General features: G+C 69.8%; 11 protein-coding genes. 10 read left to right on the top strand and 1 reads right to left on the bottom strand.

What is annotated here, in order from left to right; all coding sequences use genetic code 11:
* The first annotated feature begins 6 nt into the window (after window positions 1-6).
* From AC07PR_RS06225 to dut, 10 genes are all read left to right on the top strand, one after another.
* Entirely contained in the window at window positions 7-1602 is a 1596-nt protein-coding gene (locus AC07PR_RS06225) for an ABC transporter ATP-binding protein (RefSeq protein ID WP_495134729.1), read from the top strand.
* On the top strand, window positions 1599-2756 hold the full coding sequence (locus AC07PR_RS06220) for an ABC transporter permease (RefSeq protein ID WP_377155849.1): 1158 nt from the start codon (window positions 1599-1601) through the stop codon (window positions 2754-2756). The genes AC07PR_RS06225 and AC07PR_RS06220 overlap by 4 nt, the downstream gene beginning before the upstream one ends.
* Window positions 2749-3714, top strand: coding sequence for an ABC transporter permease (locus AC07PR_RS06215; protein ID WP_377155848.1), 966 nt, complete (start codon window positions 2749-2751; stop codon window positions 3712-3714). Before AC07PR_RS06220 ends, AC07PR_RS06215 begins: the two co-directional genes overlap by 8 nt.
* A gap of 2 nt (window positions 3715-3716) precedes the next feature.
* Window positions 3717-4163: a cytidine deaminase gene (gene cdd, locus AC07PR_RS06210; protein WP_377155846.1), complete on the top strand. Its 447-nt coding sequence runs from the start codon at window positions 3717-3719 to the stop codon at window positions 4161-4163.
* 46 nt (window positions 4164-4209) lie between these two features.
* Entirely contained in the window at window positions 4210-5067 is an 858-nt protein-coding gene (locus AC07PR_RS06205) for a purine-nucleoside phosphorylase (protein WP_483105838.1), read from the top strand.
* Between the two features lie 126 nt (window positions 5068-5193).
* Window positions 5194-5958 (top strand): deoxyribose-phosphate aldolase, encoded by a 765-nt coding sequence (deoC, locus tag AC07PR_RS06200; RefSeq protein ID WP_495134728.1) that lies wholly within the window; start codon window positions 5194-5196, stop codon window positions 5956-5958.
* A 154-nt stretch (window positions 5959-6112) separates the two neighbouring features.
* Window positions 6113-7432: a thymidine phosphorylase gene (gene deoA, locus AC07PR_RS06195; RefSeq protein WP_495134854.1), complete on the top strand. Its 1320-nt coding sequence runs from the start codon at window positions 6113-6115 to the stop codon at window positions 7430-7432.
* Window positions 7433-7590: 158 nt separating this feature from the next.
* Entirely contained in the window at window positions 7591-8364 is a 774-nt protein-coding gene (gene trmB / locus AC07PR_RS06190; RefSeq protein ID WP_495134727.1) for a tRNA (guanosine(46)-N7)-methyltransferase TrmB, read from the top strand.
* A 169-nt stretch (window positions 8365-8533) separates the two neighbouring features.
* Window positions 8534-9763 (top strand): bifunctional phosphopantothenoylcysteine decarboxylase/phosphopantothenate--cysteine ligase CoaBC, encoded by a 1230-nt coding sequence (coaBC, locus tag AC07PR_RS06185; protein ID WP_495134726.1) that lies wholly within the window; start codon window positions 8534-8536, stop codon window positions 9761-9763.
* A 60-nt stretch (window positions 9764-9823) separates the two neighbouring features.
* Entirely contained in the window at window positions 9824-10273 is a 450-nt protein-coding gene (dut, locus tag AC07PR_RS06180) for a dUTP diphosphatase (protein ID WP_431102716.1), read from the top strand.
* Window positions 10274-10527: 254 nt separating this feature from the next.
* On the opposite strand, the gene AC07PR_RS06175 is transcribed toward dut, so the two are convergent.
* On the bottom strand, window positions 10528-13920 hold the full coding sequence (locus tag AC07PR_RS06175) for an amidohydrolase family protein (RefSeq protein ID WP_495134725.1): 3393 nt from the start codon (window positions 13918-13920) through the stop codon (window positions 10528-10530).
* Window positions 13921-14036 lie beyond the last annotated feature (116 nt).

The following is a 14036-nucleotide window of genomic DNA, read 5'->3' as shown; positions in this document are numbered from 1 at the left end:
CCTGACATGACACAGTCCCCACGCGGCGCCGCCGCGCCCGCGGTCCGTCTGTGCGAGATCTCCAAGCGCTTCGGCGCGGTGCAGGCCAACCGGGCGGTGAGCCTGGCCGTCGAGCGCGGCACGGTGCACGGCCTGGTCGGCGAGAACGGCGCCGGCAAGAGCACGCTGATGGCCATCCTCTACGGCTACTACCACGCCGACGAGGGTCACATCGAGGTCGACGGCCAGCGCGTCACCATCGCCAGTTCGCAACAGGCCATCGCGCTGGGCATCGGCATGGTGCATCAGCACTTCATGCTGGTGGATACGCTGTCCGCGCTGGACAACGTGATGCTCGGCGCGGAGCCGGCGTTCTTCCTGTCCCGGGCGAAGCGCCAGGTGCGCCAGGAGCTCGAGGCGCTGATGCGCGACACGGGCCTGACGGTGCGTCTGGACGCGACCGTCGCCGACCTGCCGGTCGGTGAGATGCAGCGGCTGGAGATCCTGAAGGCGCTGTACCGCGGCGCGAAGATCCTGATCCTGGACGAGCCGACGGCGGTGCTGACGCCGCAGGAAACCGACCAGCTCTTCGAAGTGCTGCGACGCCTGCGCGAGCGCGGCACGACCATCCTGCTGATCACGCACAAGCTGCGCGAGGTGATGGCGCTGTGCGACGCCGTGACCGTGATGCGCGCGGGTGCGGTGATCAAGACCTGCGCGATCGGCGAGACCAGTCCCGAGGACCTGGCCGAGAGCATGGTCGGCCGCAAGGTCAACCTGGGCCGCGACGGCGGTGCCGTCAAGCCCCCGTCGGACCAGCCGGTGCTGAAGGCCGAAGGCCTGACCGTCGCCGGCGACAGCGGCTCCGGCGTGCACCTGCTGAGCAACGCGACGCTGGCGCTGCGTCCGGGCGAGATCGTCGGCGTGGCCGGTGTTTCCGGCAACGGCCAGAGCGAGCTGCTGGAAGTCCTGGCGGGCATGCGTGCGCCGGACGCCGGCACGCTGCACGTCGCGGGCCGCGACTTCCGCCCGACGTCGTGGATGGATCCGCGCACGGCGCGTGAGCTCAAGCTCGCGCACGTGCCCGAGGACCGCCACGCGCTCGGCATGGTGCTGAGCTTCCCCGCGTGGGAAACGGCCGCCCTCGGTTATCACGAGCAGGACGCCTATCGCGCCGGCCCGATGGGCCTGGGCATGAACCAGCGCCACCTCCGCGCGCAGACCGCGGAGATGATGGAGCGCTTCGACGTCCGCCCGCGCAACGCGGAGCTGGGCTCGTCGAAGTTCTCCGGCGGCAACCAGCAGAAGCTGATCCTGGCGCGCGAGATCGGTCAGAGTCCCGCGGTGCTGCTGGTCGGCCAGCCGACGCGCGGCGTCGACATCGGCGCGATCGAATTCATCCACAACCAGCTGCGCCGCCTGCGCGACGCCGGCTGCGCGATCCTGGTCGTCTCCAGCGAGCTCGACGAGATCCTGGCGCTGGCCGATCGCGTGATCGTCATGAACGCCGGGCGCATCACCGGGGAGCTCGCGATCGACGAGTGCTCCGAGAAGAACCTGGGCCTGCTGATGTCCGCTTCCCCCACTCACGAGAAGGCCGCTGGCGCGGCCGTGGCCCCATGAGCAGCCAAGCCTTGCAGATGCCGCGCTGGATGGACCTGGTCCTCCTGCCGCTGTGGAACCTGCTGATCGCGCTGGCGGTGGCCGGCGGCGTGGTGCTGCTGATCGGCGCGAGCCCGATGCAGGCGCTGTCGGTGCTGCTGGAAGGCGCGCTCGGCAGCGCGCGTGGCCTCGGCTACACGCTGTACTACACGACCACCTTCATCTTCACCGGCCTCGCCGTCGCGGTCGCCTTCCATGGCGGCCTGTTCAACATCGGCGGGGAAGGGCAGGCGACGCTGGGCGGCATCGGCGTGGCGCTGCTGTCGCTGTGGCTCGCGCCCAAGCTGCCCGGGTTCGTGATGATCCCGCTGGCGATCGTCGCGGCGGCGCTGTTCGGCATGGTGTGGGCCGCGGTGCCCGGCTACCTGCAGGCCTGGCGCGGCAGCCACGTGGTCATCACGACCATCATGTTCAACTTCCTCGCGGCCAGTCTCAATGGCTACCTGCTCGTGAACTGGCTGCGCCCGAACGGCTCGATGTCGGTCGAGAGCGATGCCTTCGCCGACTCGGCGCGCATGCCGGCGGTGCATGAGCTGCTGGCGAAGGTCGGCATCGAATGGCCGTCCTCGCCGCTGAACCTGTCGATCCTGCTGGCCGTCGCGGCCTGCGTCTTCGTCTGGTGGTTCCTGTGGAAGAGCCGCGCCGGCTACGTGCTGCGCGCGGTCGGCTCCAACCCGAGCGCCGCGCACTACGCCGGCATCAAGCCGCGCTGGCAGGTGCTGGCCGCGATGGGCCTGTCGGGCGCGTTGGCCGGGCTGGTTGGCGTCAACGAGATCGCCGGCGTGCAAGGCAAGCTGACGCTGGACTTCGTCGCAGGCGCGGGCTTCACCGGCATCGCGGTGGCGCTGATGGGGCGCAACCATCCGGTCGGCATCGTGCTGGCCTCGCTGCTGTTCGGCACCTTGTATCAAGGCGGCGTCGAGGTCTCGTTCGAAGTCCCCGGCTTCAGCCGCGAGATGGTCGTGACGGTGCAGGGCCTGATCGTGCTGTTCGCTGGCGCGATGGCGATGGTGAGCGCGCCGATGTTCGCGAAGCTGTATGCGGCCGTGGCCCGCAAGCGCGGCGCAGGCGTTGCAGGCGGCGCAGGCGTCGCTGGAGGGAAGTCGAATGGATGAGGTCCTGATCGGCTCCGTGCTGGCGTCGACGCTGCGCGTCACCACGCCGCTGCTGTTTGCCGCGCTCGCCGGCCTGCTGTCGGAGCGCTCCGGCGTCGTCGACATCGGGCTGGAAGGCAAGATGCTGTCCGCCGCGTTCGCCGCGGCGGCGGTGGCCAGCGTGTCGCACTCGACGACGCTGGGCCTGCTGGCCGCGATCGGCGTGGCCATCGCGATGTCGATGATCCACGGCTTCGCGACGGTGACGCACCGCGGCGACCAGGTCGTCTCCGGCGTCGCGCTCAACATGGTGGCCGCCGGGCTGACCGTGGTGCTGGGCATCGCCTGGTTCGCGCAAGGCGGGCAGACGCCGCCGATCGGCGCCGAGCAGCGCATCACCGGCCTGCTGCCGCAGTGGGCCGAGCCGACGCCCGGCAGCTGGGTGGCCTCGGTCATCGGCCACGGCCTGCTGAGCCACAACGCGCTGGTCTACCTGGCCTTCGCGCTGGTCGTCGTCGTGTGGTTCTTCCTGGAGCGCACCCGCCCCGGTCTGCGCCTGCGCGCGGTCGGCGAGAACCCGGCGATGGTCGACGCGGCCGGCGTCTCCGTGCCGCGGCTGCGCTACACCGCGCTGGCGCTCAACGGCATCCTGTGCGGCCTGGGCGGCGCCTACCTGACGCTGGCGCAGAACGCCTCGTTCTCCCCCAACATGACCGCGGGCCGCGGCTTCATCGCGCTGGCCGCGATGATCTTCGGCAAGTGGAAGCCGGTGCCGACGCTGTGCGCCTGCCTGCTGTTCGGTTTCCTGGACGCCGTCGCGATCCGCCTGCAAGGCGTGTCGCTGCCGGGCATCGGCGAGGTCCCGGTGCAGCTGATCCAGGCGCTGCCCTACATCCTGACGGTGGTGCTGCTGGCCGGCTTCATCGGCCAGGCGATCGCGCCCAAGGCGCTGAGCAAGCCCTACGTGAAGGAGCGCTGATCATGAGCGCGAACCAAAGCCTGATCGCGGCGATCCCGCTGCCCGCCGACGTCATCGAACGCCTGCTGAAGGCCGCGCTCGATGCGCGGCAGCATTCGCATGCGCCGTATTCGAAGTACTTCGTCGGCGCCGCGGTGCTCGACGAGCACGGCCGCATCCACGCCGGCTGCAACATCGAGAACGCCGCCTACCCGCAAGGCTGGTGCGCGGAGACCAACGCGCTGGGCCACATGATCATGGGCGGCGGGCGCGTGGCGCGCGCGGTGATGGTCACCGGCGCGGGCTCGGAAATCATCACCCCCTGCGGCGGCTGCCGCCAGAAGCTGCGCGAGTTCGCGCGGCCCGACGACCTCATCGTGATCGCGGGCGACGCCACCGGCGTGCGCGCGCACTGGACGCTGGAGCAGCTGCTCCCCGCCAGCTTCGGTCCGGATCACCTGAAGCCCTGAACATCCCAATCGACGCGGCCGCCGTGGCCGCGACAGGAGAACGACCATGTCCATCCCCCTGCAAGGCGCCGAGCTCGACGCCGCCATCACCGCCAGCATCGCCACGCTGAAGTCGACCTTCGGCGAACAAGGCCCTGAAGTCGCCGTCGTGCTCGGCTCCGGCTGGTCCGGCGCCGTCGACCAGCTGCAGGACGTGCAGCACCTGCCGTACGCGAAGCTGCCGGCGTTCCCGCAGCCCAAGGTCGAAGGCCACGTGGCCGAGATCGCCGTGGGCCGCGTCGGCCAGCAACGCGTGGCGATGCTGCGCGGCCGTGCCCACACCTACGAGAGCGGCGACTGCACCGGCATGGCCGGCGCGATCCGCAGCCTGAAGGCCTGGGGCGTGAAGGTGCTGGTGCTGACGAACGCGTCGGGCAGCCTGCGGTCGCACCAGCCGCCGGGCAGCCTGATGCTGATCTCGGACCACATCAATGCGCCGCAGCGCTCGCCGCTGACGGGCCTGCCGGGCAGCGACCGCTTCTGCGACATGAGCGTCGCCTATGACGCCGAGCTGCGCCAGCAGGGCTTCAAGATCGCCCGCGAGCACAACATGGTGCTCACCGAGGGCGTGTACGTGTGGGCTGTCGGCCCGCACTTCGAGACCCCCGCCGAGATCCGCATGTTCGCCGCCTGGGGCGCGGACGCGGTCGGCATGAGCACCGTGCCGGAGACCATCCTGGCGCGCCACGCGGGCCTGCGCGTTGCCGGCCTGGCGCTGATCACCAACATGGCCGCGGGCATGTCCGACGAGGCGCTGACGCACGCGCTGACGCTGCAGCAGGCGAAGGTCTCGGGCGACCGCGCGGCGGCCTACCTGGGCCACTACTTGGCCTCGTTGGCGACGCTGGAATCGCTCAAGGCCTGAGCGCCCCGGAGCGAAGATCGGGACGCGCCGCGTCCCGGTGGCCCCCGTGTCCACGGACGTGACGGGCCGCGGCGGTCGTGCGCGACCTTCAGGGTAGAGCAGTAGGAGTAGTCGATGAAGTCGGAGATGAGTCTCGAACAAGCGGCGCGCCTGGCGCTGCAATGCCTGGACCTGACGAGCCTGAACGACGGCGATACCGCCGCCGACATCGAGGCCCTGTGCACGCGCGCGATCGGCGCGCCGGAGCGTGGCCACGTCGCGGCCGTGTGCGTGTGGCCGAAGTTTGTCGCGCAGGCGCGCGCCGCGTTGCCCAAGGACATCCGCGTCGCCGCGGTCGCCAACTTCCCCGATGGCAGCCTGGATCTGCCGCGCGTGCTGGCGGAGATCGACGCGATCGCGCAGGCCGGCGCGCAGGAGGTGGACGTGGTGCTGCCGTACCGCGCGCTGATGGCGGGGCAGTCGACCGAGGTCGGCGAATTCCTGTCCGAAGTCCGGCACGCGACGCGGCCGCTGACGTTGAAGGTGATCATCGAGTCGGGCGAACTCGGTTCGCCCGCGCGCATCGCCGAGGCCACGCGCCAGGCGCTGATGGCGGGGGCGGACTTCGTCAAGACGAGCACCGGCAAGACCAAGGTGTCGGCGACGCCCGAAGCGGCCGCGACGATGCTGCGCGAGATCGCCGGCAGCGGGCTTGGCAACGCGGGCTTCAAGGCCTCGGGCGGCATCCGCTCGGTGGTGGATGCCCGCGCCTATCTGCAGCTGGCGGCGGAGGCGCTCGGCGCCGCCGCGCTGACGCCGCAGCGGCTGCGCTTCGGCGCGAGCGGGCTGCTGGGCGACATCGAGGCGGTGCTGGCCGGACAGGACAGCGCGGCGGTCAGCGCCGCGTACTGAGGCGCCGAACAAGCGCTGAAGCACCACTGAAGCAGTACTGAAGCAGCGCTCCACAAGCGCACAGGAAGCGCTCAAGCAGCGCGCAAGCCGCGAAGCCCCACCCCGACCGACGAGGGGCGGGCGCACAACGACAACACATCGAAGGGACGCGGCGATCATGCTGGCGCAGGAAATCATCCGGACCAAGCGCGAGGGGCGCGCGCTGGACGAGACCCAGATCGGGCACTTCGTGCGCGGGCTGGTGGACGGCAGCTGGAGCGAGGGCCAGGTGGCCGCGCTCGGCATGGCGGTGTTCCTGCGGGGCATGGGGCGCGACGAGGCGGTCGCCCTGACGCGCGCCATGATGAACAGCGGCCGCGTGCTGAGCTGGCCGGACATGCCAGGGCCGGTGCTGGACAAGCATTCGAGCGGCGGCGTCGGCGACAAGCTGAGCCTGATGATCGCGCCGATGGTGGCGGCCTGCGGCGGCTATGTGCCGATGATCGCGGGACGCGGGCTCGGGCACACGGGCGGGACCGTCGACAAGCTCGAGGCCATCCCCGGCTACACGACGACGCCGGCGCCGGCCGACTTCGACCGCATCGTGCGCACGTTGGGCTGCGCCATCATCGGCCAGACCAGCGATCTGGCGCCGGCCGACAAGCGCTTCTACGCGGTGCGCGACATCACGGCCACGGTGGAGAGCGTGCCGCTGATCACCGCGAGCATCCTGTCCAAGAAGCTCGCGGCCGGGCTGCAGGGCCTGGCGATGGACATCAAGTGCGGCAACGGCGCGTTCGCGTCCACGCCGGAATTCGGACGCGAGCTCGCGCAGAGCATCGTCGACGTGGCCGGCGGCGCGGGCCTGCGGACCCGGGCGCTGATCACCGACATGAACCAGGTGTTGGGACAGGAAGTCGGCAACGCGCTGGAAGTGCGCGGCGCCATCGACTACCTGACCGGACGCCGGCCGCGCGAGGCCCGCACCCATGAACTCACGCTGGCCCTGTGCGCCGAGATGCTGGTGCTGGGCGGCATCGCGGCCGACACGGCCTCGGCGCGCGTGAAGCTGCTGGCGGCGCTGGACAGCGGCGCGGCGGCGGAACGCTTCGCGAAGATGGTCGCGGCGCTCGGTGGTCCGGCGGATCTGCTGGAGAGGCCCGAGGTTCACCTCGCGGCAGCGCCGGTCGTCCTTCCGATCCCGGCACCGCGCGCCGGCCGCATCGTCGGCATGAACACGCGCGACCTCGGGCTCGTCATCGTCGAGCTCGGCGGCGGCCGCCGCCTGCCTGGCGATGCGCTCGACATGCGCGTCGGCCTCGACCGCTTCGCGCAGCTCGGCGATGTCGTGGCCGCAGGCGATCCGATCGCCTTCGTCCACGCCGCCGACGAGGCCTCGGCCGATCGCGCCATCGCGCAGGCGCTCGCCGCCGTCTCCATCGGCGACGCGCCGTCCTGGACGCCAGCACCGCTCGTCATGGCGGAACTCGGCTGAGACCGAGCACGTCTGCGGGACCCGGTGCCGGCCGCCCTCATACGCTGCACATGTTCCGCAAATCGGTCGGCCGGCACCGGGCCCCGCAGACCGGACGAGTCAGGTGATCGGGCCATGGGGCTCGGTAGAATCCCGGCCCTCGATTCCTGATTCCCGACATGTCCGATTCCATCGACCCCATCGACGATCCCACCGACAGTGATGACGCCAGCGAGGACGCCGGTCATTCGCCGGCGGGCGAGGGCGTCAACCATCCGAAGGCCCGCATCCGCAGCTTCGTCGTGCGCGCCGGTCGCATGGGCACCGGACAGGTCAAGGCGCTCGCGGAACTCGGACCGAAGTTCGTGCTGCCGTTCAAGCCTGAAGCGATGGACTACGAGGCCACCTTCGGGCGCAAGGCGCCCGTCGTCTTCGAGATCGGTTTCGGCATGGGCGGCCCGACCGCCCAGATCGCTCAGACCCTGCCCGGCGTCGACTTCATCGGCTGCGAGGTCCACGAACCCGGCGTCGGCGCGCTGCTCAAGCTGATCGGCGAGCAGGACATCCCCAACATCCGCATCTTCCAGCACGACGCCGTCGAGGTGCTGGACGGCATGATCCCCAAGGGCTCGCTGGCCGGCGTGCACATCTACTTCCCCGATCCCTGGCACAAGAAGCGCCACAACAAGCGCCGGCTCGTGCAGCCGCCGTTCGTCGCCAAGCTGGTGCAACACCTGGCCCCCGGCGGCTACCTGCACCTGGCCACCGACTGGGAGCCCTACGCCCAGCAGATGCTGGAGGTGCTGCGCGCCGATCCGGATCTGGAGAACACCTCGACCCGCGCGGACGGCTACGCCGACAAGCCCGAGTACCGCCCGCTGACGAAGTTCGAGAACCGCGGCCTGAAGCTGGGCCACGGCGTGTGGGATCTGGTCTTCAAGCGCAAGGTCTGACCCGCCGACTGCTCCCATCGTCGAGGCAAGTCACTCATCGGGCCCGTAGGGGCGAGTTCCCCCACCGCGCCCGGCGCGGCGAGAACGTGCGTGACGAAGGTCAGGCGCGGAGGGACCTGCAAGGGCTTTCAGGCATCGCGAAAAGGTCGCGCTGGTAGAGTTCCTTCCTATGTCCGAATCCAACTCCCTCGTCGGTCGGCACGTCCTCCTGGGCCTGTCCGGCGGCATCGCCTGCTACAAGATCGCCGAGCTCACGCGGTTGCTCGTGAAAGCCGGCGCCACGGTGCAGGTCATCATGACGGAGGCCGCCGAGTCCTTCATCACGCCGGTGACCATGCAGGCGCTCTCCAACCGCCCCGTCTTCACCAGCCAATGGGATGCGCGCCCCGACAACAACATGGCGCACATCAACCTGACGCGCGAGGCCGACGTGATGGTGATCGCGCCCGCCAGCGCGGATGTCATCGCCAAGCTGGCGCAAGGCCGCGCGGACGATCTGCTGTCGCTGACGGCGCTGGCGCGTCCGGCGCACAAGTGCGCGTTGCTGCTCGCCCCGGCGATGAACCGCGAGATGTGGGCGCATCCGGCCACGCAGCGCAACCTGGCGCAGGTGCAGGCGGACGGCGCGTTGGTGCTGGGGGTCGGGTCCGGCGACCAGGCCTGCGGCGAAGTCGGCGACGGCCGCATGCTGGAGCCGATGCAGCTGCTGGCGCACGTGGTCTCGCATTTCCAGCCGAAGGTGCTGGCCGGACGCAAGCTGCTGATCACGGCCGGGCCGACCTACGAGGCGATCGATCCGGTGCGCGGCATCACGAACCGCTCGAGCGGCAAGATGGGCTTCGCCATCGCGCGCGCGGCGGCGGAGGCGGGCGCCGAGGTGACGCTGGTCGCCGGCCCCGTGCACCTGCCCACGCCGCTGGGCGTGACCCGCATCGACGTGCAGAGCGCGCGCGAGATGCTGGACGCGGTACTGCCGCGTGCGGCCACGCACCAGGTCTTCGTCGCCACGGCGGCGGTCGCGGACTGGCGGCCGGCGCAGACGGCCGAACACAAGATCAAGAAGAACGCCAAGGCCGGCGAGGCGGTCGCGCCCGCGCTGACGCTGGCGGAGAACCCCGACATCCTGGCGACGGTCGCCGCGCTGCCGCATCCGCCGCTGTGTGTCGGCTTCGCGGCGGAGAGCCAGGACCTGATCAAGCACGCGCGCGAGAAGCGCCAGCGCAAGAACGTGCCGCTGATCGTGGCCAACATCGGCCCGGCCGCTTTCGGCCAGGAAGACAACGCGTTGACGCTGGTGGACGCGCGCGGCGAACGCGAACTCTCGCGCGCCGACAAGCTGACGCTGGCCCGCGAGCTGGTGCGCGAGATCGCGCAGCGGCTGACGACCTACGGCGCCTGAGGCAGTCGCAGTCCTTTGCGCTCCCTTCAGACGCCCTCGATTTCCATCTCGACTGATTCCATGACCACCATCGATCTGAAGGTGCTCGACCGCCGCATGGCCGAGCAACTCCCTGCTTACGCGACGACCGGCAGCGCCGGCCTGGACCTGCGCGCCTGCCTCGACGAGGCGATCACGCTGGCGCCTGGCGACACGGTGCTGGTGCCCACGGGCCTGGCGATCCACATCGGCGATGCGGGCTTGGCGGCGATGATCCTGCCGCGCTCGGGCCTGGGCCACAAGCACGGCGTGGTGCTGGGCAACCTGGTCGGCCTCATCGACTCCGACTACCAGGGCCAGTTGATGGTCAGCGTGTGGAACCGCGGCAAGGACACGTTCACGATCCAGCCGATGGAGCGCATCGCGCAGATGGTGATCGTGCCGGTGGTGCAGCCCACCTTCCGTGTCGTCGACGACTTCGACGCGTCCTCGCGCGGCGAGGGCGGTTTCGGATCGACCGGCAAGGCCTGACCCCATTCACCCCACTCCAAGCTGACTCGGACTCGGACTCAGACGTCGAAGTCGACACCGACACCGACACCGAGTCCGACTTTGCAGTCGGACCGGTCAATCGCAGGCTGGAGTCAGCGAGTGTGAGTGGGGCCGGAATGGGGCTTGGGGTTCCCGGAGGGATGCCCCATGCCCCGTGGAGAGCCCGCGCTTGGCTGACCGGGGGCTGCCTTCGCTTGGCCGACCGGGGTCTGCCCGCGCTTGGCCGACCGGGATCAATCCCCGTGCCCGTGTCCTTCTTCGACACCTGCGGCCATCGCATCCACCGGCGCGCTCGCATTCGCCCCATCGAAGAAGAACGGCTTGCGCGCCTTCTTCGCTGGCCAGACCTCGTTCATCGACGGGATGTCGAAGACCCGCCCGCCTTGCATGACCTGGCTGATGCGATCGCTCTGGCGGATGTCCTTCAACACGTCGCCGTCGATGATCACCAGGTCCGCGAGCTTGCCCGACTCCAGTGAGCCGATGTCCTTGTCCAGACCGAGGTAACGCGCCGGATTGAGCGTCGCGGTGCGGATCGCCTCCAACGAGGTCATCCCACCCAGGCCCATCATCCACATTTCCCAATGCGCGCCGAGCCCTTCACGCTGCCCGTGCGCGCCGATGTTCACCGGCACGCCGGCGCGCTGCAGCTCGGTCGCGGTCTTCGCGACCTGGATGACGTTGAAGTCTTCCTCCGGTGCGGTCTCGCGGCGCACGCTGCGTGGCTCCAGCACGGCCTTGGGCACGAACTTGCTGAGGATCGGATGGCGCCACACGTCCGTGCGCGCGTACCAGTAGTGCTCGCCGTCCAGTCCGCCGTAGGCGACGTTCAGCGTCGGTGTGTAGCCGACCTGGGTCTGCGGCCACAGCTGCTTCACGTCGTCGTAGACCTTGGCCACCGGCAGCGCGTGCTCCACGCCGGTGTGGCCGTCGACGACCATCGACATGTTCAGCTGGAACAGCGAGCCGCCTTCCGGCACGACCATCATGCCGGTCTCGCGAGCGGCTTCGAGCACCTGCTGGCGCTGATCGCGCCGCGGCTGGTTGTAGCTCTTCACGCTGATCGCGCCGGCCGACTTCAAGCGCTTCAGATGCGTCTGCGCGTCCTCGAGGCTGTTGATCACTGCGGAGAAATCGGCCTTCGCGCCGTACAGCACCGTGCCCGTCGAGAAGATCCGCGGCCCGACCACGCGGCCCGTGCGCTGCATCTCCGACTGCGTGTAGATGTCGCTGGTGCGGTTGGACGGATCGTGCAGCGTCGTCAGGCCGAAGGCCAGCGACGCGTAGTTGATCCAGCTCTGCTGCGGGACGATTTCGCTCTCGGCCATCGTGCCGTGCCAGTGCGCGTCGATCAGGCCCGGGATCACCGTCTTGCCGGCCGCCTGGATCGTCTCCGTGCCGGCGGGGATCGTCACCGACGCGCGCGGCCCGATCGCCGCGATGCGGTCGCCGTCGACGAGGATCGCGCCGTCCTCGATCACTTCATCGGGCTTGCTCGCGCTCATCGTGACGATGCGCGCGCCGACGATCGCGATGCGGCCCTTGGGCTTGTCGGCGGTCAGCGTCAGCTTGATCGGCGCGCCGCGTTCCGCGGGCTTGAAGCCCGGCTGCAGCGCCTGCGTCAGCGGCACGGTGAAGAGCTCGTTGCCCAGCGCGTAGTGCAGCGCATACGGCTGCGACTTGCCGTCGCCCGACCACTGCAGGTCGTCGCCCGCGTTGACGTCGAGCTTCTTCACCGGCATCGCCTCGGCCTTCGGGCCGACCGTCTGCAGTTTGCCCGCGGGCGCGAGCGGCGTGACGTAGGTGTGGAAGCGCTCGGTGAAGCCGAGCCACTGGCCGTCCGGCGACACGGTGAATCGCGTCGCGAATTCGCTCTTGGCGACGGCGAACTCGCTGCGCTCGACCAGGTTCAGGCGGACCAGCTGGTGATTCGAATCGACCTCGCCCGTCGTCTGCTTGCGCGTGACGTAGAGCGTGTCGTTGTCGGCGCCGAACTGGGGCGCCTCGCCGTCCTTGGTGACGCGGCGCGGCTGGCCCTTGCCGTCGGCGGGGGCGACGTAGACGCCGGGCTCCAGGCTGTTCCAGGGCGAGGTCAGGAAGCCGCCCTTGGCCTTCTGATACGCGACGGTCCTGCCGTCCGGCGAGAACGCCGGCGACAGGTACTTGCCGGGCTCCGGCGTGACGATCGTGTCGCGGCCGCCGGCGAGGTCGAGCACGCGCACGCGGCCCTGGTCCGCGTCGGTCCAGCTCACGTAGACGAGTTGCTTGCCATCGCGCGAGAACGCCGGGAAGTACTCGAAGCGTTCCGTCTGCGACGTGAGTCGGCGCGCTTCGCCGACCGGTTGGCCGTCGCGCAGCTCGCTCGTGTAGAGATAGCCGGCGGACGAGAACACCACGCGCTTGCCATCCGGCGAGACCTTGACCCAGCGCAGCATCTTCGAGTCGAAAGTCGCGGGCGCGACCTCATGCGCGAAGCGCAGGGCGGGCGTGATCTGGCGCTCGTCCTTCACGTGGAAGGGGATCTCCGCGGCGCTGGACTTGAACGGATCGATGCGCCAGAGCTTGCCCTGCGCCCACGCCACAACCTGCTTGGAATCGGGCATCCACGCGATGCCGGGGTAGACGCCGTGCACGGACCAGGACTCCTGCAGGTCGCGTTCCATGCCGGTCCAGGCGGGGAATTCGCGGCCGGTCTTCAGGTCCTTGAGGAACAGCGTGGTGCGGCTGCCCGAGGCGTCGCGCAGCCGGCGGATGAAGGCGAGGTACTTGCCGTCGGGGGAGGGCGTCGGCCGGATCGCGCCGCCGGGGCCGGTGACGAAGGGCTCGTTGGTGCCATCGGTCAGGTCCTGGCGATAGATGCGGAAGATCTCGCCGGTGCTGTTCTTGTTGTATTCGAACTGGCGGCCCGGCGTGCTGTCCTGCGAGTAGTACAGGTACTTGCCGTCCGGCGAGAGCGCGGGCTCGCCGAGGTCCTTCTGCCAGTTCGGCTTTTCATTGAGCTGCTGGCCCTTGCCGCCGTCGAGGTGATAGAGCCAGATCTCGCCGCTGCCCAGCGAGCGCGTGCCGGTGAAGTGCTTGCGGGCGGCGATGTACTTGCCGCTGGGATGCCAGACCGGGTTGTTGAGCAGGCGGAAGTCTTCGGTCGAGATCGCGCGGGCGTTGGTGCCGTCGGCGTTCATGACCCAGATGTTGTCGCCGCCGCCGGCGTCGGAGACGAAGGCGATCTGCTTGCCGTCGGGCGAGAAGCGGGGCTGCATCTCCCACGCGATCGAGTGCGTCAGCGCCTTGGCTTCGCCGCCGCCTACGGGCATCACGTAGAGGTCTCCGAGCAGGTCGAAGACGATCTGCTGGCCGTCGGGACTGACGTCGACCGACATCCAGGTGCCGGTGCGCACGTCGATGTTGGCGATCTTCTTCTCGCCGGGGGGCTGGTTGACGTTCCATTTCGCGGCGGGCGCCGAGGCAGCCGCGGCGGGCGAGGGCGCCGTTGCGGGAGCGTCGGCGGCGAAGGCGGCCGCCTGCAGCGCGAGCCCGACAGCAATCACGCCCGCGCGTGCGGGCGTGACGGTGAAAGCGTTCAGGACGGTCGTAGGCGAGGCCTGCTTCGTGAGCATCTTGTTCGTCATGGGGCACCCTGGGATGAAGAGTGCCGGCAGCATAGAGGCCGCCTACGCGCAAACCCGACCGGGTTTGCGAGGGCATGACGAATGGCCGTGCGAGTGGCGTGCAAGGTCCCGGCGCA

It is taken from the genome of Roseateles sp. GW821-FHT09H11 (assembly GCF_059415845.1).
This window is presented reverse-complemented; position numbering and strand designations above follow the sequence as displayed.

Coding starts and splice junctions, on each gene's coding strand:
- AC07PR_RS06225 (WP_495134729.1), top strand. CDS start 7: ATGACACAGTCCCCACGCGGCGCCGCCGCGCCCGCGGTCCGTCTGTGC.
- AC07PR_RS06220 (WP_377155849.1), top strand. CDS start 1,599: ATGAGCAGCCAAGCCTTGCAGATGCCGCGCTGGATGGACCTGGTCCTC.
- AC07PR_RS06215 (WP_377155848.1), top strand. CDS start 2,749: ATGGATGAGGTCCTGATCGGCTCCGTGCTGGCGTCGACGCTGCGCGTC.
- cdd (WP_377155846.1), top strand. CDS start 3,717: ATGAGCGCGAACCAAAGCCTGATCGCGGCGATCCCGCTGCCCGCCGAC.
- AC07PR_RS06205 (WP_483105838.1), top strand. CDS start 4,210: ATGTCCATCCCCCTGCAAGGCGCCGAGCTCGACGCCGCCATCACCGCC.
- deoC (WP_495134728.1), top strand. CDS start 5,194: ATGAGTCTCGAACAAGCGGCGCGCCTGGCGCTGCAATGCCTGGACCTG.
- trmB (WP_495134727.1), top strand. CDS start 7,591: ATGTCCGATTCCATCGACCCCATCGACGATCCCACCGACAGTGATGAC.
- coaBC (WP_495134726.1), top strand. CDS start 8,534: ATGTCCGAATCCAACTCCCTCGTCGGTCGGCACGTCCTCCTGGGCCTG.
- dut (WP_431102716.1), top strand. CDS start 9,824: ATGACCACCATCGATCTGAAGGTGCTCGACCGCCGCATGGCCGAGCAA.
- AC07PR_RS06175 (WP_495134725.1), bottom strand. CDS start 13,920: ATGACGAACAAGATGCTCACGAAGCAGGCCTCGCCTACGACCGTCCTG.